Source organism: Deinococcus humi, from assembly GCF_014201875.1.
Lineage (GTDB): Bacteria > Deinococcota > Deinococci > Deinococcales > Deinococcaceae > Deinococcus > Deinococcus humi.
Window position 1 is genome coordinate 1 of the sequence record NZ_JACHFL010000025.1, and the last position, 23921, is coordinate 23921.

Annotated in this window: 23 protein-coding genes and 2 pseudogenes; 6 read left to right on the forward strand and 19 right to left on the reverse strand. The window is 64.2% G+C overall.

The window, feature by feature from the left end:
• From HNQ08_RS24540 to HNQ08_RS24585, 10 genes and pseudogenes are all read right to left on the reverse strand, one after another.
• Positions 1-272 (reverse strand): annotated as a pseudogene (locus tag HNQ08_RS24540) (hypothetical protein); the annotation flags it as partial.
• Positions 273-622: 350 nt separating this feature from the next.
• Positions 623-1740, reverse strand: a protein-coding gene (locus tag HNQ08_RS24545) for an IS3 family transposase (protein WP_425321375.1) whose coding sequence is annotated in 2 segments (ribosomal slippage) — positions 623-1491 and positions 1491-1740 — 1119 coding nt in all. Because the reading frame shifts where the segments join, the coding sequence is not laid out codon by codon here.
• A 169-nt stretch (positions 1741-1909) separates the two neighbouring features.
• Positions 1910-3211, reverse strand: a complete 1302-nt coding sequence (locus tag HNQ08_RS24550; RefSeq protein WP_184137876.1) for a peptidoglycan D,D-transpeptidase FtsI family protein — start codon at positions 3209-3211, stop codon at positions 1910-1912.
• A 77-nt stretch (positions 3212-3288) separates the two neighbouring features.
• Complete coding sequence (locus HNQ08_RS24555) at positions 3289-3501, reverse strand: hypothetical protein (protein WP_184137877.1); 213 nt, start codon at positions 3499-3501, stop codon at positions 3289-3291.
• Between the two features lie 366 nt (positions 3502-3867).
• Complete coding sequence (locus tag HNQ08_RS24560; protein ID WP_184137878.1) at positions 3868-4581, reverse strand: sensor histidine kinase; 714 nt, start codon at positions 4579-4581, stop codon at positions 3868-3870.
• A complete protein-coding gene (locus HNQ08_RS24565; RefSeq protein WP_184137879.1) occupies positions 4478-4984 on the reverse strand; it encodes a HAMP domain-containing protein in 507 nt (168 codons plus the stop codon). Before HNQ08_RS24565 ends, HNQ08_RS24560 begins: the two co-directional genes overlap by 104 nt.
• Positions 4985-4991: 7 nt before the next feature.
• Positions 4992-5693 carry a response regulator transcription factor gene (locus HNQ08_RS24570; RefSeq protein WP_221284469.1) on the reverse strand — a complete coding sequence of 234 codons (702 nt, stop codon included), beginning with the start codon at positions 5691-5693 and terminating at the stop codon, positions 4992-4994.
• Positions 5694-5724: 31 nt separating this feature from the next.
• On the reverse strand, positions 5725-6222 hold the full coding sequence (locus HNQ08_RS24575) for a TlpA family protein disulfide reductase (RefSeq protein WP_229790267.1): 498 nt from the start codon (positions 6220-6222) through the stop codon (positions 5725-5727).
• 31 nt (positions 6223-6253) lie between these two features.
• Entirely contained in the window at positions 6254-6808 is a 555-nt protein-coding gene (locus HNQ08_RS24580) for a thioredoxin-like domain-containing protein (RefSeq protein ID WP_184137881.1), read from the reverse strand.
• 413 nt (positions 6809-7221) lie between these two features.
• Positions 7222-8004 carry a peptidoglycan DD-metalloendopeptidase family protein gene (locus tag HNQ08_RS24585; protein WP_184137882.1) on the reverse strand — a complete coding sequence of 261 codons (783 nt, stop codon included), beginning with the start codon at positions 8002-8004 and terminating at the stop codon, positions 7222-7224.
• A gap of 466 nt (positions 8005-8470) precedes the next feature.
• Here HNQ08_RS24585 and lgt point away from each other — a divergent pair, with 466 nt between their 5' ends.
• The gene (gene lgt, locus HNQ08_RS24590; protein WP_184137883.1) at positions 8471-9418 is read left to right on the forward strand and encodes a prolipoprotein diacylglyceryl transferase; all 948 of its coding nucleotides are present in this window, start codon (positions 8471-8473) and stop codon (positions 9416-9418) included.
• A 123-nt stretch (positions 9419-9541) separates the two neighbouring features.
• On the opposite strand, the gene HNQ08_RS24595 is transcribed toward lgt, so the two are convergent.
• A complete protein-coding gene (locus tag HNQ08_RS24595) occupies positions 9542-10132 on the reverse strand; it encodes a 5'-nucleotidase (protein WP_229790266.1) in 591 nt (196 codons plus the stop codon).
• Between the two features lie 54 nt (positions 10133-10186).
• Positions 10187-13150, reverse strand: coding sequence for a Tn3 family transposase (locus HNQ08_RS24600; RefSeq protein WP_184137884.1), 2964 nt, complete (start codon positions 13148-13150; stop codon positions 10187-10189).
• Positions 13151-13302: 152 nt separating this feature from the next.
• On the opposite strand from HNQ08_RS24600, the gene HNQ08_RS24605 reads away from it, so the two are divergent.
• On the forward strand, positions 13303-14163 hold the full coding sequence (locus tag HNQ08_RS24605) for a tyrosine-type recombinase/integrase (RefSeq protein WP_184137885.1): 861 nt from the start codon (positions 13303-13305) through the stop codon (positions 14161-14163).
• A gap of 14 nt (positions 14164-14177) precedes the next feature.
• Here the strand turns inward: HNQ08_RS24605 and HNQ08_RS24610 are convergent, their stop codons facing one another.
• The 6 genes from HNQ08_RS24610 to lnt all read right to left on the reverse strand — a co-directional run bounded on the left by HNQ08_RS24610 (position 14178) and on the right by lnt (position 19529).
• Entirely contained in the window at positions 14178-14369 is a 192-nt protein-coding gene (locus HNQ08_RS24610; protein WP_184137886.1) for a hypothetical protein, read from the reverse strand.
• A gap of 72 nt (positions 14370-14441) precedes the next feature.
• Positions 14442-15821, reverse strand: coding sequence for a dihydrolipoyl dehydrogenase (lpdA, locus tag HNQ08_RS24615; protein WP_184137887.1), 1380 nt, complete (start codon positions 15819-15821; stop codon positions 14442-14444).
• On the reverse strand, positions 15818-16285 hold the full coding sequence (locus HNQ08_RS24620; protein ID WP_184137888.1) for a putative iron-sulfur cluster-binding metallochaperone: 468 nt from the start codon (positions 16283-16285) through the stop codon (positions 15818-15820). Before HNQ08_RS24620 ends, lpdA begins: the two co-directional genes overlap by 4 nt.
• A 33-nt stretch (positions 16286-16318) precedes the next feature.
• Positions 16319-16738 (reverse strand): MerR family DNA-binding protein, encoded by a 420-nt coding sequence (locus HNQ08_RS24625; protein WP_184137889.1) that lies wholly within the window; start codon positions 16736-16738, stop codon positions 16319-16321.
• 318 nt (positions 16739-17056) lie between these two features.
• A complete protein-coding gene (locus tag HNQ08_RS24630) occupies positions 17057-17875 on the reverse strand; it encodes a bifunctional metallophosphatase/5'-nucleotidase (RefSeq protein ID WP_184137890.1) in 819 nt (272 codons plus the stop codon).
• A 130-nt stretch (positions 17876-18005) separates the two neighbouring features.
• Positions 18006-19529: an apolipoprotein N-acyltransferase gene (gene lnt, locus HNQ08_RS24635; protein ID WP_229790265.1), complete on the reverse strand. Its 1524-nt coding sequence runs from the start codon at positions 19527-19529 to the stop codon at positions 18006-18008.
• A 232-nt stretch (positions 19530-19761) separates the two neighbouring features.
• Here lnt and HNQ08_RS24640 point away from each other — a divergent pair, with 232 nt between their 5' ends.
• From HNQ08_RS24640 to HNQ08_RS24655, 4 genes and pseudogenes are all read left to right on the forward strand, one after another.
• Positions 19762-20652 carry a C39 family peptidase gene (locus HNQ08_RS24640; protein WP_184137892.1) on the forward strand — a complete coding sequence of 297 codons (891 nt, stop codon included), beginning with the start codon at positions 19762-19764 and terminating at the stop codon, positions 20650-20652.
• A gap of 390 nt (positions 20653-21042) precedes the next feature.
• Positions 21043-21600, forward strand: a pseudogene (locus HNQ08_RS24645) (DUF305 domain-containing protein); the annotation flags it as partial.
• Positions 21585-22271: a winged helix-turn-helix domain-containing protein gene (locus tag HNQ08_RS24650; protein WP_184137894.1), complete on the forward strand. Its 687-nt coding sequence runs from the start codon at positions 21585-21587 to the stop codon at positions 22269-22271. The pseudogene HNQ08_RS24645 and the gene HNQ08_RS24650, both read left to right, overlap by 16 nt.
• Positions 22268-23356 carry a sensor histidine kinase gene (locus tag HNQ08_RS24655; RefSeq protein WP_184137911.1) on the forward strand — a complete coding sequence of 363 codons (1089 nt, stop codon included), beginning with the start codon at positions 22268-22270 and terminating at the stop codon, positions 23354-23356. The genes HNQ08_RS24650 and HNQ08_RS24655 overlap by 4 nt, the downstream gene beginning before the upstream one ends.
• A 19-nt stretch (positions 23357-23375) precedes the next feature.
• On the opposite strand, the gene HNQ08_RS24660 is transcribed toward HNQ08_RS24655, so the two are convergent.
• Positions 23376-23894, reverse strand: coding sequence for a DUF305 domain-containing protein (locus HNQ08_RS24660; RefSeq protein WP_221284470.1), 519 nt, complete (start codon positions 23892-23894; stop codon positions 23376-23378).
• Between the last annotated feature and the right edge of the window lie 27 nt (positions 23895-23921).

Below are 23921 nucleotides of genomic sequence, written 5' to 3' on the forward strand. Positions count from 1 at the left end.
CGGATCTCGCCGCGCAGGGCACGGATCACCTCATCGCGCTGGAAGTTGCTGGCCGACTGCACCGCATACTGGCTGTGTTGCGTGACCTGCAGGGTGTACAGCCGTACGCCCAGCCCCAGCAGCCCCAGGCTGAAGGCAAAAGCCACCCAGCCCACCCGCGCGGCCCCGCTGCTGGCCCCCTCCTTCTTGACCCTGACAGCCCGCTTGCGCTCACGCTTGAGCCGCTCGTGGCGCTGATCGGGGCGGTGCAGGGGATGTTCGGCGCGGCTCATGTGGACATTGCCGCCATGGAACGCAACGCAGGAGAAAGGCCGATGGCTGAAAACCTCAGCATCCTGGTTAAAGTCAGGACTTGCCCGGTCTCACTTCCGCTGCCTTCGCAGCTTCGCTCTTCCAAACGGGGAAAGGGGCAAAGACCACGCACCGCGTACTGCACCTCTTTGATCATAGTCCGCTCCTCTTTCACGCTGGTTTCTCCTTGCGGCTGGGGCAGGGACCGATGCCCCAGGTTACGGGCGATTCCCAGAGCGGATACGCCAGCAGTGTGACCCGCCCCCAAAAATCGGCCCAGGTCAGGACGGGATCTCTGACGGGTTGAGCTGATCCCAGAAACCTGTCCGGGTCAGGATGGAGCCTCCGACGGGCGAAAGGTCGGTGCAATCCTGGCTCGGAACGCGCTGGGCGCGAGATTTTCCAGCGAGGCATGCGGCCTGAAATCATTATCGTCGATCCTCCATTTTTCAATCTTCTCTGCGGCGTCGTCCAGCGACAGGAACCAGTGCGTGTTCAAGCATTCATCTCTGAAACTGCCATTGAAGGATTCGATGAGTGGATTGTCGGTCGGCCGTCCAGGACGTGAAAAATCCAGGATCACACCCTGCTGATACGGCCACAGATCCAGGGCTTTGCTGATGAATTCACTCCCGTTGTCGACTTGGATGCGCGCAGGCACCCCCCGGTGCCTGCTGATCTCATGTACCACGTCGGCCACACGTTCCCCCTTGATGCTGGTCTCGACATGAATCGCCAGGCACTCTCGCGTGAAGGTGTCGATCAAAGTCAGCGCACGAAACCGTTTCCCATCAAAGAGCATGTCTGATATGAAATCCATTGACCACGCTTCATTGGGCTGTTGCGCTGTCGGCTGCGCTACACGTCGTGCAGCGCTGACATGCCGTCTGGGCCGTTTCATCCGCAGATTTAAGCCAGCCAGTTGATACAGCCTGAAAAATCGCTTGTGGTTGATATGCCATCCTTCCCGCGCCATCAGGACATGAATTCTTCGGAAGCCATACCGCACCCGGGTGTGGGCAATCTCGGTCATCCTTTTCAGGATCAGTTGTTCTTCTGGACGGGCAATGCCCTGATAGCGGTAGATGGTCCGCCACTCGTTCAGAACGGCGCAGGCGCGCCGTTCGCTCACCCGATAGCCCGTCCGCAGGTGATCGACTAGGACACGGCGCTGGGCCGGCTTCAAAGCTTTTTTTGAATCACGTCCTGCAGCATGATTTTGTCCAGACTCAGATCGGCCACCAGCTGTTTCAACTTGCGGTTCTCCTCTTCGAGCTGTCTGAGACGGCGTAACTCGCTGACCCCCAAGCCGCTGAATTTCTTCTTCCAGTTGAAGAACGTCGATTCTGCGATGCCCATTTTCCGGCAGACTTCGGCCACAGAGACGCCGGTTTCCGCTTGTTTGAGGGCGAACGCAATCTGTTCTTCAGTGAATCGTTTTCCACGCATTGCGGGCCTCCTGGGGAACTTCCCCGATCATGCCAGAGGCTCCATTCTCATGTGGACAGGTTCTCCGGGTTCAGGTCACCCTCAATGACATTTTTTGAAGTTAGAAGTGTTTTATACGATTTGGACAAAAATTCGACCTCCACCATGCTCAGCCACGTGATGACGGGTATCAGCGCGAAGTGCGTGCAGAGGCATTGTCTCCCTCGGGAGCCAGGGCATAGAGGGAGAACAGCGCACCAGAGATGTCACGGAATATAGGAGCCGCCAACTGTGAGCCCTGGAAGTCACGCTGGGCACCACGCACCATCACGGCCACTGTGAAACGGGGCTGAGCGGCGGGTAGGAACCCAGCGAACGTTGATGAGAAGACGTCCGGGCTGTAGCGGCCGTCCACGACGACTTGGGCTGTGCCGGTCTTCCCTCCCACATGGTAGCCGGGCAGCGCGGCTTTGGTGCGAATGCCATCGTCGATGACCTTGTGTAGCACCTCGCGCATCCGGGCAGCGGTGGCCGGGCGCAGCACCGGCCTCGTCTGCAGCGGCGCCGAGGTAAGCAGCCGGGGGGTAACGTAGTTTCCCTCGGTGGCGAGCACGTTGAAGGCAGCCACAAGCTGAAGGGTGGTCACCGTCAGTCCCTGCCCGAACGCCATGGTGGCCTGTGAAAGTTCGCTCCAGTCAGCCGCATCCCGCAAAATTCCGTCGCCAGCAGGCAGGCCCAGGCGCGGCGCAATGCCCAGGCCGTAGCTGGCAAAGGCATCCCGCAGCAGTTGGGCGGGCACACCATCGACCAGTTGGGTCATGCCCACATTGCTCGAATAACGCAGGATTTCTCGAGTGCTCAGGTTGGTTGGGTGAGGCACGAGGTCGCCAATGGTGGCGCCCGCCACCCGGCGACGCATGGGCGTGGGGTACCGGGTTTCCGGGGTGGTCAAACCCGCGTCAAGCAGGGCGGCCACGGTCAGCGCTTTGAGCACGCTGCCCGGCTCGTATTCATCGAGCGCTGCCCGGTTGCGCCAACGCTCTGGCGGTGCCGTCTGCCAATCCGCTGGATCGAAGCCCGGCACGGAGGCCAGCGCCCGCAGTTCACCCGTGCGTGCGTCCATCACGGCGGCGGTGGCGTACTGTGCCGATGTGCGGCGCACGGCCGTGCTCAAGATGTCCTCGACCGCACCCTGCACGCGGGTATCGAGTGTTAGGGTGATGTCCTCCCCCTGTTTTAGACGCTCATCGAGCGCTCGCTCCACGCCCTCCAAGCCGGCCGACACGCCCACGAAGCCCACCACGGGCGCGGCCAACTCACCCTGCGGGTTGCGCCGCAGTTCCAGCGGACCCCCTGCCAGCATCCGGCCATCGGCACTCCACAGGGTCCCCCGGGGCGGGGGGGACGGGGGGTGTGGGGTTGGGGCAGCCAGGGTCAGCCGGACGAAGGCGCCTCCCAGCCCAAGGAGGAACAATGCAGCTAGGGCGGCCATAACCCATGAACGCAGGATCTGTCCGATGGCGTTGTGCTGAGGACGCGCCGTGCTCTCTGGTGCTGCTGCCTGATCCATCAGCGCTTGGGAGAGGCCGTGGGCGGGGTCTTCATGCCCGGCATTCCAGGCATGGCCGAATTCATGGGGGCTGCGGCGCTTGGACGTTCCGCCAGGGTACTGACCAGCCAGACGCCGCCGCCCGCGACCGCCAGAGCGAACAGCAGTCCGGGACGCAGAATAACCCGGCGGGATGGGGGCGTGTGCTTGGGATTGTGGGAGGGGCGTGTCATGCGCAGAGGGTAGCCCCACTCTGTTACCACCGTGTAAAGGGCATCTGCGCTTGGTGAGCCCGCCTGGCCCACAGCTTGACGGCCTGCTGGGCGGCGGCTCCAGACGCTGAAAAATCGTGATCAATACGCAACGTCACAGCGGCACATGCAGTTGTGCCAGAGGCCGCAAAATCAGCGCCATTGTCGATGACGCCCCGCCCACCATGCATGTGGAGGTTGAGCTCCCTCTGGACAGGTTGCCCGCGCGACGCCGACGCTTCCGTCAGGAAGGTGACGGGGGCGAGTTGGAGCGTTCCATGTCGCAGATTTGTAGGGGACCGTCGACTTCACCAGCGGAGTCTGTCCCGACCTTCAGGCCCTCTCCTATCAATCTGAAAGCAGCCCAGACGTGGCCAGGGGAACCTCGACGGTCACCGTGGTGCCCAAACTTACCTGACTGCTCAGTGAAATACGTCCGCCCATGGCCTCGACCAGATGTTGTGAGACTGTCAGGCCCACACCCACATTCTCGTCCTCGTCTCGCGCCCGCGACTGATCTGAGCGGTAAAACCGTTCGAACACATGCGGCAGGTCCCGTTCACAGATGCCCTCGCCCGTATCCTGGACGGTGACCAGACCACAGCGGTGAAGTCTGTCCACCTGAACCCTTACCCCACCGACTGTTGTGTGCCGCAGGGCGTTGGACAGCAGATTGACAAGCACCTGCATCAACCGGTCGGCGTCGACCTGAATGACCGTTTCCTGCCGCACGTCCAGCTTCAGCTCCAGTTCCCTCAGGGCAAAGGGGCGCTCGAACTGGGCTAGTGCGGCGCGCGTGATCTCGCCCAGCGCGACCGGCCGGCTAACCACCGACATGATTCCAGCCTCCGCCTGCGTGACCAGAGACAGTTCCTGGGTCAGCCGTTCCAGGCGGCGAATCTCGCGGAGGATGTCGGGGGCCGCCTCCTCGATGCTGAACACGCCGTCGAGGAGCCCCTCAGTCAGGCCGCGCATGCCTGTCAGGGGCGTGCGCAGTTCGTGGGCTACGGTGCCGATCAGTTCGCGTCGCCGCGCCTCGGTGGCCTCCAGCGCCTGGGCCATGCGATTGAAACTGCCAGTCAATTCCCCCAGGTCGTCCTGGCCCAGCTCCGGATAGCCGCTCGGCATAATGACCCGCTGCGATGCGCGTGCTGGTGTGGCTGAGCCGCTGGACCGAGCGCAGGATTTGGCGGCTCACGAAGGCGCTCACGGCTAGGGCCAGCGTCGCCACACTCGCCATGATCAATGCACTGCCAAACGCCCCGGTGAACCCGTCCGCGAGCTGACAGCGCATTTCCGGAATGTCGCGAATCCCGAACATCTGCATCATCTGCTTGATATGCGTCGGGTAGCACAGCGGCGCGCTCCACTCGGCGATCAAGATCATGTTGGTGGCGGCCAGGACGATCACCAGCAGATAGGACAGCAGTAATTTGGCCCGCAGGCCGAGGGCGGTGGGGGGCAAGCTCCGGCTACTCGGCATAACCAAAGCGGTACCCCACGGCGCGCACAGCGTGAATCAGGCGAGGCGACTGTCCAGACTTGCTCAGGTGCTTTCTCGGGCTCACCATATGAACGTCCACCACCCGGTCGATGCCCGGAAAATTAGCCCCCCAGACCCGTTCAATCAGTTCCGCCCGGGTGAACACACGGCCCGGCGTTTTCATGAACACGTAGAGCAGATCGAACTCCAGGGCGCTGAGGTCCAGCCGCTGCTCCTCGTGCCTGACCGTGCGCGTGACCGGATCAAGCTGGACGTTCGCGTACACCACGGCCATCGGGGCGGCCTCGCCAGACATGCGCCGCAGCACGGCCTTCACCCGGGCCACGAGTTCGCGCGGACTGAACGGTTTGACGATGTAATCGTCTGCGCCCAGTTCCAGTCCCAGCACCCGGTCCAGCTCTTCCCCACGGGCGGTCAGCAGGATAATGGGTACGTCAGACACAGCGCGCAGCCGTTTGCAGACCTCCAGGCCGTCCAGCAGGGGCAGCATCACGTCGAGCACCACCAGCGACAGACCGCGCCCCTGGGCCGCCTGCAGTCCCTCCAGCCCGTCGGCAGCCGTCAGGACCTCGAAGCCCTCACGCTCCAGGTAAGCGGACGCCACCTTGCGCACGCTGGGTTCGTCGTCGACCACCAGAACGGTCCTCACGCCTTTTTCCGAATCGGTCATAGGGTCCCCACGCACGTCTGTGCGGCTGCGTTCAAAATGACACGCCGATCTTCCGGACGTTCGCACGCAGGCTGTCGCGGGAGAGTTGACCCGACTGCTTGGCCTGCACGACGCCCTGTGCGTCGACAAAAAAGGTTTCTGGAACGCCAGCCACCCCAAAATTGATGGCGGTCTGGGATTGAGGGTCCAGGACACTGGCATAAGGTATGGCAAACTCCTGCTCAAAGGCCCGCGCCGTCCCTACCTGGTCCTGAAAGACCACCCCCACCACCCTGACGTTGCGGGTCTTCTGCGCCAGTTCTCTGAGGAGGGGAGCCTCTTCCCGACACGGAATGCACCACGACGCCCAGAAGTTGATCACCACCGGGCGGCCCCCCTGACCACTCACGCTCAACGATCGCCCGCTGAGCGTGAGCAACGTAAACGCTGGAACAGGTTTCCCAATCAGCGGAGAGCCTGGCCCAGGGCTGGGCCTGAGCAGCGCCGTGGCCAGCGCGGCCACCACGGCAGCAGCCAGCAGCGGCGGCACCCACCGCTTCCAGCGCGCGGGCGCCTGACCTTTAATCGGGAAACCGCTCAGGAGCGCGGTTCTTGTAGCGCTCGACGAACGCCACGATCCGGGTTTCATCCACGCCGTCGAGGGTGTAGAGCCGCCGCCACGCCGTGACGGCCACCGGGACCTTGAGCGCCGCGTTGGGAGCCACGACCGTCTTGTTGGGAAAGCGCCGCTGGACGTTTTCGAGCCTTGTCTCTGCGCCCTGAACGAGCGCTGGATTGTACTGAATGACAACGCCGCCGTGTTCCAGATTGTGGATCAGACGTTCGGGTTCAACCGTGTAGGCAAACCTTCCCCACGGTTGCGGCTCTCTGTCATGCCAGCCGCTGGTGGCTGGAAAGGAATTGTAGTCACCGTGGTCAGCCCCAACCGCAATGTGTTCCTGCCCCTGATTGGCGAATGTCAGTCCCAGGTCGCCGGTTTCATTCGCTGAGCGGGCCCACCAAGTCGCGCCCACCAGCAGCAGCGCCCCGCTACCGATCAGGAGGACGGGCCAGAGGGTGCGGCGCGGCGGTGCGGGGTTGATTTTCACGTTGGCGGGCGGGCTGGCCTTGGACATCACCTCAGCGTAGTCTCCCCGTGTTTGCAGACGGTAAAGCGCGTTCGCGCCGTTCTGAACGCATTCTCCGGCGGCTCATGTGCCACGCTTTACCAGGGCTGAACACGCCGTCTCGGTCTTGGGCAGCCAGGACGCTTCGCTGTCAGCGTGTATGGCAGGGCCCTGGAGCCACCCCCGGTTTGTCGTCGCGTTACGGGGTCCATGTCGCGCCCCCATCCGGCGGCCGGTAAACCGCGCCGCTCTCGCCCACGGCGAAGAGCAGGGCGCCCACGGTCCACCAGAAGCGGGAGCTCATGCAAACATGTTGGTCACGCCGCCAGCCCACGCAAGACCTGTTCAGTTTCAGTCGATCTGCGCCCAGACAGGCTCCGGGCGGCGGAAACCAGCGGTGTGCCTCGCCCAGTTTCCCTGGATCAGTTCAGCGTGAGGGGGTCAACCGGTACGCCCTGCACCGTCAGGCGGTAATCCACATGCGGTCCGGTGCTGTTGCCGGTGCTGCCCACCTGGGCAATCACTGTCCCGGCCTCAACGCGCTGGCCGACATCGGCCAGATTGGCGCTGTTGTGGCTGTAGCGGGTGGTCACGCCGTCGCCGTGATCCACCACGACAGTCCAGCCCCAGCCAGTTCGGTCATCGAACCGGGATTCCGTGACGGTGCCTGCCTGGACTGCACGGATGGGTGTTCCGCTTGGAGCGGCCAGATCGAGCCCAGTATGGTCTGACTGGAAAGGGGTGGTCAACCGGCCCTGCACGGGGAGAATCAGGCTTCCCCCGGTGGATGCCGCCCGGAAAACCGCCGATCGTGCGGGGGCGGCATTGGTCTGCCGGACGGGCGCGCCCCCCGGCACCCTCAGTGTTTGCCCGATTTGCAGGGCGCGGCTGGGGTTCAGTCCAGGATTGAGGTCCAGCAGATCTGCGAGCGTGATCTGCTGTTGCCGGGTGATTCCAAAGAGGGTGTCCCCAGCGCGCACAGTCCATATGCGGCTGCGGGACGGCACTTCAATGGTGCTTCCTGCCCGCAACACGCCCGTTCGAAGATCGGGATTGGCACCAAGCAGCGCTTCAATGGTGGTGCTGTAGCGGATGGCCAGCCGCGTCAGGGTGTCCCCAGCCTGGACAGGGACCGGGGCAGCGTGCCCGGATCCCCCGCCCAGAAGAGCACAGCTCAAGCAGACCGTCTGGCGGAAACGGAACATGGCAACCCACATAAAGCTGAAGATGGCATGAAGGCGTGAGTGAATCTTCTGTGTTTTTGATGAGAGAGGTGAGGAGAATCCCAGAGGTTGGCTGTCCAATTGCGAAAATGTGCCGTTGCCATCAGCAATCTAGAAAACATGAAAAGTAGCGTGTATCCGGCCGGGTTCCTACGCTCCTCACGTTCGCATCCGTGTTCACATGGTTCTGTCGCCAGAGTTTGCAGCTCTACCGTCTGCGTTTGACATCGATTGACTGTCGCTTAGGGCAGTGGGAGCAGACCGCACTTGACCTGAAATCTCAAAGGCGACGTTGACAACAAAACCCCTCCACTCGTCGTCGTCCGGCAGCCCGAGTGGGCTGAAGATCCAGCCACGCGCTCAACGCTGCTCACGCTTTACACATGCTTTACAGAGGCCCGCTAAGGTTCCTGCGGACGCCCTCGATGCGTTCACTTCTGGAGGCAGGATGGATCCCGTATTTCTTCAAATCGGTACCTTCACGATTGCCTGGTACGGCGTGCTGATCACGCTGGGCATCGTGATCGGCGCGTGGCTCGGCACACGCATGGCCCGCCAGCGCGGCCTGAACGCCAACCTCTTCAGCGACATGATCCTGTGGATGATTATCTGGGGCCTGGTCGGTGCGCGGCTGGTCTTCGTGCTGACCTCCTGGGGACAGTTTTCAGGCACGCCCTTTCCGCGCATCCTGCTGGACATCATTAATCTGCGGGCGGGCGGCATTTCCATCCACGGCGGCCTGATCGGCGGCATTCTGGTGCTGATCTACTACACCCGGCGCTACAAGCTCAATTTCTACCAGTACGCGGACCTGTGCGTGCCCGGGGTGGCGTTCGGGGTGATCGGTGGACGGCTGGGCAACATCATGAACGGCACCGACACGGTGGGCCGCGTGACGAACTGGGCCGTCGGCTACCGCTGGCCGGACAGCGCGCGGGCCTTCCACAACGGCATGTGCCAGCCCAACCCCAATCCCAACCTGGATCTGTCGCAGTACTGCCAGAACATCGGCGGCCAGGTGGTCATGACCGCCCCGGTGCATTTCACGCAGCTTTACGGCGTGATCATCGGCATCATCCTGTCCGTCGCCTCGTACTACTGGCTGCGCTCACACAAGCCGGGCTGGACCTTCTGGCAGTTCTGGCTGTGGTACAGCATCCTGCGCGCCGGGTGGGAAGAAACCTTCCGCCTCAACCCGCTGCTGCCCAACGTGTACCTCAGCCAGGGGCTGGACAAGGCGGGCATTGGCCTGCTCACCGAAACGCAGCTCATCAGCATTCCGCTGATCATCGTGAGCATCATCATGCTGATCCGCATTCGCAAGCAGCCGGACACCCCGCTGCCGGTGGAAGCGAAGGTCGATGTGCCGGCAAGCGAACAGGTACAGACACTCTGAAGAACGGAGGCTGATAAGAGCAGTGGCCCCGGTCCAGGGCCGCTGGCTCTTCGGGTGGACGACTTGATGGCGTCGATGCGCTGGCCCACCGTGGGGGTCATGGTCCCAGTTTCTGAACGTGGTTCAATAGCACCAGGACGTCGGGTTCGCGGGTGACGCCCTAGATGTCGGCCAGCACGATGTGCCCGTCGCCGCCCCGGCAGGGACAGGGTGGAGGTGGCGCTGTCCTTGCCCATGGCCGCCCCGCTGTCGAGCTTGACGCTGACCACGCGCGAGCCGGCGGGCTTGCGGCTTGCTCACGTCATAGGTGTACGAGAAACCCGAGATTCGCAGAAAGCGTCCGCTGGAACAGGGCAAGACCGAGACGCTGTTTTCCAGCACGGCATACAGTTGCGTGCCGGTCACAGTGCGCGTCGTGACGGTGTTGCCGAAGGGCAGCACGCTGTCGATGTCGCCCTTGACCACGTCGTAGGGCGGTCCGGCCTGGTGGCCGGGCGCAGGACCGCGCAGGGTCTTGTCCTGGGGCGCAGCGCTGGACGGTAGGGCACTGCGGCTGGCCCCGCCATTCACAATCGCCAGCTGGGTACTGGAGGTCGTGCGGTAGGCGTCGGCGATCAGGTCACCCAGCGCGACTTCCCCTCGGCGCCCGATGTTGCTCTCGCGCGCAGGAAGGGGTCGGCGGCGACCCCGATCTTGGCGCCGAGTTGGGGTCAAGACACGATTCAATAAATTTTGTACGCTAAGCGAGAGCAGCGTCCAGCACGGGATTTAGCTTCTCAGCTCCCGATAGGTTCCCGGCTGCGGCACCCGCTCCTGATGCCAGAGATAGTCGCCCGTCAGGCCGATGTGTTCCCAGCCCAGCGGCGAAATATGCGCCAGCAGTTCATCCGGCACATTCTGCCCCTCGGCCCTTAGCGCCGCCACGGCCCGCCCCAGGTACACCGTGTTCCACACGCTGATCGCCGCCACCACCAGATTCAGGCCGCTCGCCCGGTGACTCTGCGACTCGAATGTTCGGTCCCGGATCTCTCCGCTCCGGTGAAAGGCCACCGCCCGTTTCAGGGCGTGCAGGGCCTCACCCTTGTTCAAACCAGCGAGAACGCGGCGGCGCAGGTCTGGATCGCGCAGCCATTCCAGCGTGAATAACGTGCGTTGCACCCGCCCCAGCTCGCGCAACGCCAGCGCCAGGCCATTCTGGCGGGGATAGGACGCCAGCTTCCCCAGGATCAGCGAGGCGGTCACAGTTCCCGACTTAATAGAGACCGTTAGACGGCGCAGCGCGTCCCAGTGATCCCGGATGAGGCGCAGATTCAGCTTCTGCGCCACGAGTGGTTCCAACACCCCATATAACGCCCCGGCTTCCGGGGTGTACAGCCGGGTTTCACCCAGATCCCGAATACGCGGAGCAAACCGGAAGCCCAGCAGGGAACAGAGCGCGAAGACCTGCTCGGTATAGCCCGCCGTGTCGGTGTAGTGTTCCTTGATCTTCAGGTCGGACAGGTGGTACAGCAGCCCGTCCAGGACGTGGAGCGCATCCCGCACGTTCGTCGTGATGACCTTGGTGTGAAAGGGAGCGTATTGATCGCTGACATGCGTGTAGAACAGTACACCCGGTTCCCGTCCATACTTCGCATTGAGATGCCCAAACGCTTTTCCCTGTCCACCAGTGGGAAAGCGTTGCCCATCGGAACTGCTGGTTGTTCCGTCCCCCCACAGCGCCGCCAGAGGAAGCTTCGACTGGAAGTTGACGATCTCAGCCAGACCTGCCGCATACGACTCCGGGCGAATGAACCAGTCGGACAGGTGCATCAACCGCCGTGCCGTGACGCCTGGGTCCGCCGAAGCCTCGGCCATCTTCGTCAGTCCCAGGTTAAGGCCGTCGGCCAGCAGGGCCGTGAGCAGATGGTCATGGCGCTCAACGGCCTTGCCGTTGCGCAGGTCCAAGAAGGCCCCTGTGAATGGGCACCAGGCATTTACCTCCAGCAGCAGGTCCGTGATCTTTACCCTGGGGAGCCGTGCGGCAAGGCTGCGCTGCAACGGCTCCACCTCGTCAGACACAGTCTTGACCACCTTCCCCACCTTGAGCTTGCTTCCCAGCAGACTCACTGACGACAGCTCGCCCTTCGAGAGGAGATCCGTGACCTCGTGCAGTTGCCCAGTTAACCTCGGTTCGGTGGCCGTCCAGAACGCCTCGAAGGTTTCAGGGAGATCCAGGGGAAAGCCTAGAAGCCGCCGCTGCCAGACCTCCTGCGGCAGCAGATAGGCGTCGAGGTCCCTGTACTTGCGGCTGCCCTCCACCCATATGTCTCCCGAACGCAGCCCCAGCCGCAACTCGTCCAAAACGCATAATTCGTATGCCTTGCGGTTCATCTCGCCGCCGCGAAAGACCTGGGCCGCCCACTTCTGCCGCACGAAACCCAGCGGGACGTGTTCGGGCAGCGTGCGCCTGTTCGCGGCATACATCTCGCGCAGGAGGCCCACGGCCTCGACGAGAGGGGCTGCGGTTCCATCGGCCTGGAACGTGAACATGGACAGCAGCCGGGGCGCATACGCTCGAACTTTCGCGTACGCCTTCACCACATGGTACAGGGGGTCAATGTGGTTGGCGATCACAGCCTCCTGCGGGGTGCGGACCGTCTCCACCAGCCGTTCCCACGGCACGATGGCCTCAATGGCTTGGTAAGGATCAGCCTTCTGGTCACGCGCGGCAATGAGCGCGGCACAGACTGATTTGAAGGTGCTGAGTTGCTCCAGCAACGGCGGCCCCTGCTGCACATAGGCTTCCGCTGCGGCCCGCTCTCCTTCCCGTAGTAGAGACACCATCAGGCGGTCATGCATGCCGAGAACCTCGTCGGTCAACGTCTCGGACAGCTCGAAGAGGCGTGCCATCACCGTGGCACGCCTCCGCTGAGGAGCATAGGCTGCGAGGTGGGAAGCGCTCAGCCGCCGCGCCGTTTCAGCCAGGTGATCCAGACGGCTCTGAGGCAAGAAGGTGTGCAGGTTACTGCGCACTGGAAAGGTTCGGACGAAGGCCAGCTTGTCGAGCAGGGTCAGGAGCTGCCTGGGTCTGGGCGCACCCACAGGGCGGCCCAGCCAGACGATCTGCGAGATGGACGCGTCGCCCACCGGCGTCAACAGGGCATCTACCCGGCTGGCGAGATCATCCTTGAGGGGCAGATTGAGAAGGGCGTAGGCGTGCTGATCCGCGCGGACGCGCGCCGCGTTCACGAGGCGTTCCAGCACCGGGAGGCGCGGGATGAGGATCTGCCGACGACGTAACTCGTCGATCAGTGCACCCATCAGTGGGAAAGGCTGGTCGGTCACGACGGCAGTGGGCACCAGCCAGTCGCGTATCTCGCGCCCCACAGGCCCGGACAGTTCGGCATATCTCAGCCGCTGGCACAACTCGGCGAAGTGTTCCCGCCGCGTGGTGTCGCGCGAAGCGTAAGAGGCGTAACAGACAGGCTTGACGCGCAGTTGTTCGGCCAGCGTGGTCAGCACTTCGCTGGGTGGAGCCTCGCCCTGGCGGAGTCCGCGCCCCAGATGACGCAAGATGGTGAGCTGCGCGGCGTATCCTAGCTTGTTGAAATCACGCCTCTTTTCACGCACCAGCCGCAGATCATCTGCATCCAGGAGGTAAAACTGGGCGAGGGTGCGCTGGTCGAGTACAGGGAAGCGGGTGAACTGCTGACGCTGCGCTGGCGTGAAGAGAGAGGGCGCGCGCGAGGTCAAGTCAGGAATCCAGCCTGCCGACTCCGGAATATTTTTCCTGCTATAAGTCTTCTTATCACTGCATTCAACCTCTCCTGCCTTGACGGTTGCGAACGCCATTGCCTTTCATCGGGCCACACCTTTTGACACTTATCGCAGGAACCGTGAACAGTATGGACCACGCGACCCTTGAACTCCAGAGCCAGCGCTTCTTGCGGGAGCTGGAACGCAGCCCGCACACCGTCCGCGCCTACGGCGCGGACCTGCGGCACCTCACCGCCTGGCTGGCGCAGGCCGGGCAGCCCCTGATCCCCGACAGTCTGGACGCCTACTTCGCCGCCCACCCCGCGTGGGCCACTTCCACCCGGCACCGCAAGCAGACGGCGCTGGAACGTTTCTGCCGCTGGGCGGTGCAGCGGTCACTGCTGGACTGTGACCCCACCCTGCGCCTGGAACGCCCAGTCCTGCCCCCATCCCATCCCAGGGGCCTGCGCCGGGAGGAGATTGAACGAATCTTCGCGGCCATTCCCCCGGCGCAGGGCCGCGACGCCCTGCTGTTCCGGCTGGTCTACGAGACCGGGCTGCGGATCGGCGAGGCGCTGGGATTGCACCTGAGCGATCTGGACCTGACCCGGGGCGACGAACACCTGACTGTGCTGGGCAAGGGTGGGCGCAGGCGGACGGTGCTGCTGGACGATCCGGCCCTGGTGGCGCGGCTGCGGCGCTACCTGAAGACGCTGGCCTTCACGCATGGACCGCTGTTCCAGGCCACCAAGAATGGGCGGGGCGGCCCACTGCGCTACCAGAGTGTGCAGGCCCGCTGGCAGGGGTACGCGGCTCAGGCGGAAGTCTGCTGCACGTTGCATCAGCTCCGGCACAGCCACGCGACAGAGTTGGTGAACGGCGGCGTGAGTCTGGCCACCATCCGCAAACGGCTGGGCCACCAGCACATCCAGACGACCCTGCGGTACGCGGAAATCAGCGACGGGGCCGCAGACCAGGAACTGCGGCAGTGGCGTCGGCAGCGCCACTGAAACATGGGAGACCCTTACAGACGGCGGCGCAGCCACTGCGCCCGTCCCAGCAGCAACAACCCGATCAACAGGAATGGCACGGCCAACCAGCCGGTCAACAGGCTCAGCACCCCGCCCAGACCGCCCACCACCAGACCCGCCACCAGCAGGGTGTTGGAGACGCAGCACACCGCAGCGGCCAGCACCGCCGCGCTTCCCAGCAGCACCGTCTTTCATTCAGCCCTGACCGGGCGCTCCGGGGCTGCGGACAGATGGACCTGCTCCCGTGACTCCGGCATTCAGATGCCCTCCTCGGCGTGGACGCCCCCCAGGGCACTCGACAACCCCTCGGCGAGGGTGGGGTGAATATGCAGCATGTCCTGCAAATCGGTGTACTTCGCCGCCAGGTGCATCGCCGCGATCAGTTCATGCACGACTTCCGCCCCCTCGGCCAGCAGCACCGCCGCGCCCAGCAGGCGGTCCGTGTCCGCATCCGCCACAATCTTGATGAACCCGGCGGTCTCCCCCATGGCCCGCGCCCTGGCAATCTTGTGCCCGTCGTAACGCCCCACCTTGACCCGGTACCCGAGCCGCCGGGCCTCGCCTTCGGTGAGGCCCACCCGCCCGAGCTGCGGGTCACTGAAGACGGCGTAGGGCACCACCCGGTCTCGGATGGACAGCCCCGCGTTCTTCGTGACGTTCTCGTACACCACCCGCGCGTCGTCGCGCGCCGTGTGTGTGAACATCGGGCCGCCCCGCACGTCGCCCAGCGCCCAGATGCCCGGCACTTCCGTTTCCAGACGGTCATTGACTGGGATGAAACCCTGACCGTCCAAAGCGACGCCAGCGGCTTCCAGATTCAACCCGTCTGTGTTCGGCTGCCGTCCCCCGGCGATCAGCAGGTGTGAGCCTTCCAGGATGCGCTCTGCACCACCGACACGGACCGTCAGTCGAAGCTGACCTTCACTCCCTGTGACTGCCGTTGCAGCGGCTCCCGTCAGGATAGTGATGCCTTCTTGCGTAAGGGCAAGCTCCAGCGCGCGCGCGATGTCCTCGTCCTCCTGTTTCAGCAGGTGCGGGCCGCGCTGCACCAGGGTCACCTCCGAGCCGAAGCGGCGGTACATCTGCGCGTACTCCACGCCGATATAGCCCCCACCCACCACCAGGAGATGCTCAGGCAGGGCCGTCAATTGCAAGGCACTGGTGGAATCGAGAAAGGGCACGTCCTCCAACCCAGCGATGCCGGGCATCGCCGGACGGGTTCCGGTATTGATGAAAACCTGCGCTGCTTCGAGGGCTTCCCCATTCACCTCCAGAGTGTGCGGTCCGGTGAAGCGGGCCTCCCCCCGGATCAGGGTGACGTTCGGATTCTTCTCCACATTGGTTTCCGCGCCCTGCCGCACGCTGGTCACCAGATCGTCCTTGCGCCGCATCACCTCGGGCAGATTCACCCGGACGGGTCCGGCGTGAACGCCCCAGTGGGCGGCCTCCCGCGCCAGGTGCGCCACGCGGGCACTGGCAATCAGGGTCTTGGTAGGAATGCACCCCCGGTTAAGGCAGGTGCCGCCCAGTTGATCCCGCTCGATCAGTGCGACGGAGCGTCCCTTGAAGCCCAGCTTGAGGGCCAGCGGCAAACCCGCCATGCCCCCGCCGATCACCACGGCGTCGTAGCGCGTCATGCCTGTTCCTGGCGGTCCAGACTCCGCAGAACGGTCCCGACATTGCCCAGACAGCAACTGCCCTGCGGGTTGTTGACCTCGCACCCACAGCGCCCGGCCTGCACGTGCGCGCGGATCGACGCTTCCAGCGCCTGATCCGTGCCCGTGGACGCGGCCTCTCCGAGGTCAGCCCGCGTGTGGTCAAAGCAGTAGCAAACCGGGACCTCAGGAGCCTGATCCTTCTGGAAGACCAGCACCTTGAGGTCTCCCGTGCCGTAGGTCTGAGACGGGCTGAAGTACACCACGTCGCAGGCCGGGTCCGGGCACAGCCGGAAGGTGTCTTCCGGCGTCAGTCGGGCCAGGGCGAGCGGGGTCAGGAGGGCTTTGAGGGTGATCAGGGGCACCGCTTTTCCACGGGTGCCACTGACTGGGCAGGACGTCACGTCCTGCCCAGGGGCGCTGGGGGCGCAGCAGTTGAGTTCCATGCCTGAAGCTAGAGTCTCCCCTCAGGGGGAGAGTCAAGGGGCCGGTGGATTCAGGTACACGCAGCCCGCTGTATCGCACTCGGGATCAGGGTGCGTCTGTGCATACGCCAGCCGCCCGGCGAGTTCGGCTTCCAACGCCTGGAGCTGGGTCAGGTGCTGGCGCACGGCCTGGAGATGCACCCGTAACTCTTCTTGGACTTCCGCGCACGGCTTGTGACCCTCAGCCCGCAGGCGGATGATGCCGGCGATCTCGCTGAGGGTAAATCCAACGTGCTGGGCGGAGCGGATGAACTGCACGCGCGCCACACTCTCAGCGGTGTACGTCCGGTAGCCGCTCTCTTTGCGTCGGTGTTCCAGCAGGCCGAGGTCCGTCCAGTACCGCAGGGCCTTGACCCCCTCGCCGGTTTCGGCGGCCAAGTGTCCGATGGAAAGCGGCGCGGGTTGAAGGGTCATGTCCCAAGTGTCGCAATTTTGCGGGCAGGGCATCGTGGGCTGCATTGCTCCGCACAGACTCGCATCCTGGTCAAGTTTGGCTGAACGTGAGCTAGCATTTTTCGCTGAAAGATCGCTTGAACCGCTTTCCCCAGGTGTTGCTTTCGCTTAGCGTACAAAAATTACTGGATCGTGTCTTGACCCCGAGTTGCGCGGCCAGTTGGGTGTGGTATGGGGCCAGTACCTGGACCAACGCCGAGTCTGGAGTGACCTCGCTGGCGAAGGGGGTGACGAAGGTGCTGGCCGCTTTGATCACGCTCTTGGTGGCCGGGTCATCGGTCAGGCTGACCCAAGCGTCCCCTTGCTCAGGTGCTCCAGGACCAGCGCGCCGCCGATGGTGCCGCTGGACTGAACGTTGGTGTGGTCTCCCAGGATCACATCGAAGCCCGTCAGGCCCTGGGCCAGGTCGATCAGGGAGACGCTGACCGTTCTGGCAGCGTCCTTGGCTTCCATGCCCATGCGGGTCAGGACCACGAAGGTCTGAGCGCCCTGCGCCTGGATGTCGATGCGGACCTGGATGGCGGCCACTGGGTCCGGGACCTTGAGGGTGCCGAAGGCGCTGGGCGACACCAGCGTGGGCACTTCGGGGTTGGTCAGGCCGCTCACCGCGACCGCGACGTTCACGCCACCGACTTCAAAGGTCTTGTCGGGGGCGACCGTGTTCAGGTTGCCGCTGAGGTTGCTCAGGTTGGCCGACAGGTACGGGAAATTCGCCTGGTCGATCAAACCCTGCAAAAAGGCCGTGCCCTTGTCGCAGTTGTGGTTGCCCAGGGTGTCAGCGTCGAACTCCATGGCGTTCATCGCCAGCAGGGCGGGCACCGCGTCGAAAAAGCTCGCCAGTGGCGGCGAGGCCCCGAAAGCGTCGTCCGCCGTGAGGGTCAGGGTGTTGGGATTCTCGGCACGGTCCTTGTTGAAGGAGGCACTCAGGACGGCTGCGCCGCCGTCCTTCGAGTCGATGCTCAGGGAAGCGAGCTCCGCGTGCCAGTCGGAGACGTTGAGCAGCTGGAGGGTCACGGGCGGTCCCGGCGGCTGCGGTGCGGGCGTGCAGGCGGCCAGAATCAGGGTCAGGGCAAAGAGCGAAACGCTTCTTGATTTCATCACGTCCTCCCGAGACTTCTGCAACGGCTGGCGGCGGTTCAGCCAACCAGCAGCGCTTCAGGGGACCACCACGTTGCAGGTGGACCGAAGCCACTGTGCCGGAGCCACACAGACGTTGAGCGGCGGATGGTCAGCCTGGCTTCAGGCGCAGGCGACTGGTCACCAGCCGGGCCACGAGTTGTGCCAACAGCATGACCACACTGCCCACCAGCACCCACTCGCCAAACTTCACATATGGCGTCATTCCAGTCGCCACATCGAACGGGACGCGGTAAGCGGCGCGCTCCCCCCGAGGCGCACGGAACACCGTCCGGCCCCAGGGATCGACCACGGCGCTGACCCCATCATTACCGGCGCGCAGCAGAAAGCGGCGGGTCTCGATCGCACGCAGGCGGCCCATCTGAAAATGCTGCTCCGCACCGGCCCCCCGGCCGAACCACGCGTCGTTGGAAATCACCACCAGAACAGTTGCGCCGGCCTGCACCGACTGCCGGGCCAGCGCGGGAAACACGGACTCGTAACAGATGCTGACGCCCGCGCGCAGCGCCCCCAGCGGCAGCACCGTGAGGGCCTTGCCCGGCGTGGTGTTGGTGTAGCCGGACATCCCCAGGCTTCCCAGCACCGCCCGGTAGACGCCGCCCAGCGCATGCTCAAACGGCAGGGTTTCCCCAAATGGGACCAGCACCCGCTTGTCTTGACGGCCCGTGACCTGCGCGTCCACGCCGTAGGCACTGTTGCGCACCTGCCCAGGAACGTCGCCCGGTGCACCGATGACCATCGGGACGTTCAGGCGCTGAAGGGTGGTCAGGGCCGCGGGTTCGGAAGGCGCCCGTGGGCTGGCCGTCTCGGGCCACACCACCAGTTGTGCTGGGCCGCTGGCCAGCGCTGCGCGGGTGAGATTTAGGTACAGCTCCCACTCCGCTGCCGAACGTCCCTGGGCTTTGACGCGTGGGTCAACGGCCCCCTGCACGAGGACAGCGGTGCGTGTGGGAGACCGTTCAGGTGGAAGTCCGCCCAGGCCCCAGGCCAGGCTGCCCAGCCAGACCAAGGCCAAGCCAACCCCGAGTGCTGGCCGCTGCTTACGCGTTCCCAAGCCAGCGAGAACGCTGGCGGTCAGGGTCACCAGCAGGGTCAACAGTGAGAGGCCCCCCAGGCTGGCAAGTTGGGCCAGCGGTCCGCTGGCGAGCGCGTATCCCGGCGCTCCCCAGGGAAAGGCGAACGGACCAGTGGTCCGCAGCGCCTCGGTCAGGACCCACGCGAAGGGCAGGATCAGCAGGGTGTGCGGCCCGAAAGCCCAGCGCGTCAGGGCCAGGGGCACGGCCCAGGTCAGTGCCGCTGCGGGCAACACCAGCACCGTGAGCGCGCCGCCAACGGGTCCCAGCACGTCCGCCATGCTCAGCGGCAACCAGCTCAGATGAACGGCAAAGAAGGCCAGGGCAAATCTGAACGCGCAGCGAAACGTCCTCCCAGCGTTTGCACTTCGGGCCAGCCGGCGATGCAACCAGGCCAGGGGCACAGGAGCCAGGACGGCAAACATACCCGAAAACAGTAGCCATCCCAGGAGGACGCCGCTCAGGCAGTCCCACAGCCACCCGGACCACCGGGGGGCCGTTGCGAGCTGGCGGATGTGTTGCGTCCTTGCAGCGAGAGTCACGCGCATGAGTCTGCCCGAGGTGCATTCAGCAACCGTAAAGTCCCCGGCCAGACGCAAATACGTCTCGCGCAGGCGTTCAGCCCCGCATGGGCATCCCTGGAAGCCGCGCCCGGTTGCCCGTCTCCTCAGCTGTTCAAGACTGCCGCCCAGTTCCATCTGCATGATGCCCATGGGCGCTGGACGGAGCGCGGCCACTTTACAGGGACTTAACACCGCCGCGGCACACTCAAGCATGCTTGCGCGACATCTGCCCGCCCTGCTGGCCCTGCTGCTCACTGGCACCGGGGCCGCCGCCATTCCACGGAGTATGACACTTCCCAACGTTGGACACGAGTATCAGGGACCTGACAACTGCGCGCCCGTGACCGCCCTGACCGTGTTGGGGTACTTCGGAACACAGGTCAGCCAGCGTCAAGCCGCCGCCGCCATGAAGGATTATGTGGGTGACCCGCAGGTTTCCAGCCTGGAACTGGCCGCCTACCTGGGACGCTTCGGACTGCGCAGCGTGATTCGCTACGCCGGAGACGTCGAGCGCTTGCGCGAACTGGTGGCCCAGGGCTTCCCGGTGGTGGTGCAGCAGCGGCTGCGGCTCGGCAGCAATGTGGCGCATTTCCGTACGGTGTACGGCTACAGCGCTGGACGCTTTCTGGTCAGTGACCCGATTCGTGGCCCATCGCTCCAGCTGAGCGACGCGGAGATGCTGGAGCTGTGGCGCTATTACAACGGCGAGTATCTGGTGGCCTACCGCCCTGACCAGGAAGCCCAGATCAGACAGGCGCTGGGGACGGATTTCAATGTGTCCGCCAACTGGAAGCACGCCCAGGAACACGGCTTGCAAGACGTCAAGGCGCGCCCTGGTGATCCCTATGCCTGGTGGGGGCTGGCCAAGGCGAACCTCCGCCTGGGGAATGCCTCAGTGGCGTCCCGTCAATTTAAGCGTGCGGTGTCTCTCGGCGTCCCAACGCTCTACTACCTGTACCGCCAGGAAGCGTTCGAGGCCTGGCTCAAGACCGGTCAGTTCACCGACATCCTGACGTTGACCCGCCGCGCCCTCAAACTCTACCCGGACAGCAAGGAACTCCTGAGTTTTCAAGCCCAGGCCAGCAAGAAAGTGGACCAGTGATCCCGCTGCGCGGGAACGGGCAGCTCTTTGTCTGGGCTAGCGTGAAGCAGTGGTACAGCCAAACGGCGTGTTGGATGGTAGCCATCGGGAAGCGGTGGCGGTAGGGCTGATGGGCGGTCACGGCGGGTCAGCCCCCCTGATCCAGTGAAGGCCACACCATCCACCGCATGCTTCTTGCAATACGTTCTCCAGTTCGCCTTTTTTGCGTGACGGCTTCGCCCACTCCAGAAGGGGACCGGCCGGTCGATTGGCCACTGTGCGGCCCGTCAGGGCGTCCTGCACGTCCGCTGCTCAAAGCGATCACGTCACCAGACCTTACAGCCTCTTTACACTGCGCCCCCACGCTGAAGCCATGAAACAGAGCGCACTGCTGCTGATCCTGAGCCTCACGCCCCTGGCCACGCCCAGATGACCATGCCCGGCATGAAGCACGCCACCACCATGAACGGCAGCCTGGAAACCCTGAAAGGTAAAGCGTTCGACTGCGCCTTCCTCTCCATGATGATCGTTCACCATCAGGGCGCAGGAGACATGAGCAAGACCGTCCTGAACAACGTCAGGGACCCCCGGGTCAAAAGACGGACTGCGGACATCATTGGCGCGCAGCAACAGGGAATCGGCCGGATGAACACCTGGTTAAAGACCCTCGGCGGCGTGGACAGGGGCGCGCAAACAGGAATGAACGCTGAAATGAAAAACATGGTGGCCGCCCTGAAAGCCAGCAAGAACAGCGACCATGGACTGGTGGAAGGCATTGCCGCATCACGCCAGCGCCATCGACAGGGCCAGCCTGGCGCTGCACAAGAGCGGCGAAGGGCGCGTTCTGGGTCTGGCCCGCAACATCATCCCGACCCAGGCCAACGCGATGTACCCTTACCGTCAGTGGCTGATCAAATGAGGGTTGTGATCCCAGGGCTGGGCGGAAGGCGGGCATGGCCCGCGTTCTGATCGTCGATGACGATCCGGCCATCCTCGAAATCCTGCACGCCTACCTGAGCGGCGAGGGGTACGAGGTTTTGCAAGCGGCCGGTGGTCATCAGGCCAGAGAGTTGCTGCCACGCGTCGATCTGGCGATCCTGGACTGGATGTTGCCAGAGGTCAGTGGCCTGGACCTGGCCCGCGAGGCGCGCACGGCGGGGCTTGAGCTGCCCCTGTTGATGCTGACCGCGCGCGGGGAGGAGGAGGACAAGCTGCGCAGCCTCGATCTGGGCGTGGACGATTACGTGGTCAAGCCGTTCAGCCCACGCGAGGTGGTGGCCCGTGTCCGCGCGCTCTTACGCCGCGCGGGTGTCCACCATGAAATTCGCAGCGGCGAGCTGGAGCTGGACCTGCGAACCCGCCGCGCCACACTGGCGGGCCAGAGCCTGGACCTCTCCAAACTGGAATATGACCTGCTCAGCACCTTCGCGCAGCATCCCGGGCTGGTCTGGAGCCGGGAACGGCTGCTGGAGCGGGTCTGGGGCCATGACTTTCCCAGCACCGCGCGGGTGGTGGACGTGCATGTCACGGGCCTGCGCCGCAAGCTGGGCGACGACGCTGAAGCTCCGCGGTTTATCGAGACCGTGCGCGGGGTGGGCTACCGCTTCATGGAGGCTGCGGAGGGGGGTGAGGGCGGCTGAAACTCTACCCCCGGCTGTTCCTGTCTCACCTGCTGGTGATCTGCATCGCGCTGGGGGCGGTGCTGCTGATCAGCGAGGTGCTGGCTTCTGCCTTTATCCGTCATCACGTCGAGCAGATGATCACGCTGATCGGCCCGGACGGCGCGTCCCTGCGCCCGGATCTGGAGCGCGGCGTGCGGCGCACCCTGAACGCGGCGCTGCTGGTTTCCTTGCCTTTGGCGCTGGTGGTGGCGGCCCTGACCGCGCTGTACTCGGCGCGGCGGGTGGTGCGGTCGGTGGAACTCCTGCGCGACGGCAGCCACGCCATCGCCACGGGCAACTACGAGCGAAGGTTGCCGGAAGAAGGTCAGGACGAGCTGACCGACGTGGCCCGGCATTTCAACCGCATGGCCGCGGCGCTCCAGCAGGTGGAACAGGGCCGGGTGGAACTGATCTCCAACGTGGCGCACGAATTGCGGACGCCCCTGTCGGCCCTGCGCGGATACGCCGAGGCCATGAAAGACGGCGTCATGACCCCGGAGGCAGTCTCCGGGGCCATCCTGCGCGAGACGGCAGCGATGGAACGGCTGGCGCAGGACCTGAGCGTGGTCTCACGGGTGGAGGCGGGCGCGGTGGAATTGCATCCCAGCGACTTCGCTCCTGACACCCTGATCGCAGATGCCTTCGAACGCTTTGTGGGTGCGTACGAGGAGCGCAGCGTGGCGCTGGTGCGGGTGGAATGTGGCGAGCTCCCGCAGGTCACGGCGGACTTCGAGCGGGCCTCGCAGATTCTCGCCAACCTACTAGGCAACGCCCTGCGGCACACGCCACGTGGAGGTCAGGTGACACTGGGGGCCGAACACCGGGACGGCGACGTGGTGTTCACGGTGGCCGATACCGGCAGCGGCATCCCCGCTGAACATCTGGAGCGCATCTTCGAGCGCTTTTACCGCGTTGACCCTGCGCGCACCCGGGGGGACGGAAGCGGCGTGGGCCTGACCATCGCCCGTGGACTGGCCACCCGCATGGGTGGCAGCCTGACGGTGAGTTCGTCTTCGCAGGGCAGCGTCTTCACCTTGAAACTGCTGGTGGCCCATCCTCACTGAGGGCCGCCAGGCTCCATTTCTAGTCCTTGCTTTCCAAGTCAGCGATCAATGCCTTCATCTCGGCGATCTCGCGGACCTGGGCTTCGATGATTTCGTCAGCCAGTTCACGCACGCGGGGGTCCTTGATCTGGGCGCGGTTGCTGGTCAGGATGGCGATTGAGTGGTGCGGGATCATGGCCTTCATATACGCCACGTCGTCCACCGTGGCCTGTGACCGGAGCAGCCACAGCGCCCCGGCAAACACGGCGACGCTGCCGAGCAGGATGCCTAGATTGACCCGGGTGTTCTTGTACATGTTCAGCATGTACCCGAGCATGATCACGGCCATCGTCGCGCCCATGTAGATCGCCATCCATACCCGCGTCTGGCTGAAGAACACATGTTCGAGCCGGTAGGTGTTCAGGTACATCAACCCGTACATCACGATGGTAGACGTGACGATCATGGCCGCAAAGCGGCCATAGGGGCTGCCCATTTTCCCCATCGGTTTTTCGCCTGAGCCCTGGGATGCTCCCTGGCGGTTCATGGATTCGTTCATCGTTGACTCCTTGACAGGAAAAACCGC

Excerpts from the sequence above, each read along its gene's own strand:
- HNQ08_RS24580 (WP_184137881.1), bottom strand. The coding sequence starts at position 6,808 with ATGTCCAAGGCCAGCCCGCCCGCCAACGTGAAAATCAACCCCGCACCG.
- HNQ08_RS24620 (WP_184137888.1), bottom strand. The coding sequence starts at position 16,285 with ATGGAACTCAACTGCTGCGCCCCCAGCGCCCCTGGGCAGGACGTGACG.
- HNQ08_RS24560 (WP_184137878.1), bottom strand. The coding sequence starts at position 4,581 with ATGGCCCAGGCGCTGGAGGCCACCGAGGCGCGGCGACGCGAACTGATC.
- HNQ08_RS24550 (WP_184137876.1), bottom strand. The coding sequence starts at position 3,211 with ATGGCCGCCCTAGCTGCATTGTTCCTCCTTGGGCTGGGAGGCGCCTTC.
- HNQ08_RS24625 (WP_184137889.1), bottom strand. The coding sequence starts at position 16,738 with ATGACCCTTCAACCCGCGCCGCTTTCCATCGGACACTTGGCCGCCGAA.
- HNQ08_RS24555 (WP_184137877.1), bottom strand. The coding sequence starts at position 3,501 with ATGACACGCCCCTCCCACAATCCCAAGCACACGCCCCCATCCCGCCGG.
- HNQ08_RS24570 (WP_221284469.1), bottom strand. The coding sequence starts at position 5,693 with ATGACCGATTCGGAAAAAGGCGTGAGGACCGTTCTGGTGGTCGACGAC.
- lpdA (WP_184137887.1), bottom strand. The coding sequence starts at position 15,821 with ATGACGCGCTACGACGCCGTGGTGATCGGCGGGGGCATGGCGGGTTTG.
- HNQ08_RS24605 (WP_184137885.1), top strand. The coding sequence starts at position 13,303 with ATGGACCACGCGACCCTTGAACTCCAGAGCCAGCGCTTCTTGCGGGAG.
- HNQ08_RS24640 (WP_184137892.1), top strand. The coding sequence starts at position 19,762 with ATGCTTGCGCGACATCTGCCCGCCCTGCTGGCCCTGCTGCTCACTGGC.
- HNQ08_RS24585 (WP_184137882.1), bottom strand. The coding sequence starts at position 8,004 with ATGTTCCGTTTCCGCCAGACGGTCTGCTTGAGCTGTGCTCTTCTGGGC.
- HNQ08_RS24650 (WP_184137894.1), top strand. The coding sequence starts at position 21,585 with ATGGCCCGCGTTCTGATCGTCGATGACGATCCGGCCATCCTCGAAATC.
- HNQ08_RS24630 (WP_184137890.1), bottom strand. The coding sequence starts at position 17,875 with ATGAAATCAAGAAGCGTTTCGCTCTTTGCCCTGACCCTGATTCTGGCC.
- HNQ08_RS24660 (WP_221284470.1), bottom strand. The coding sequence starts at position 23,894 with ATGAACGAATCCATGAACCGCCAGGGAGCATCCCAGGGCTCAGGCGAA.
- lgt (WP_184137883.1), top strand. The coding sequence starts at position 8,471 with ATGGATCCCGTATTTCTTCAAATCGGTACCTTCACGATTGCCTGGTAC.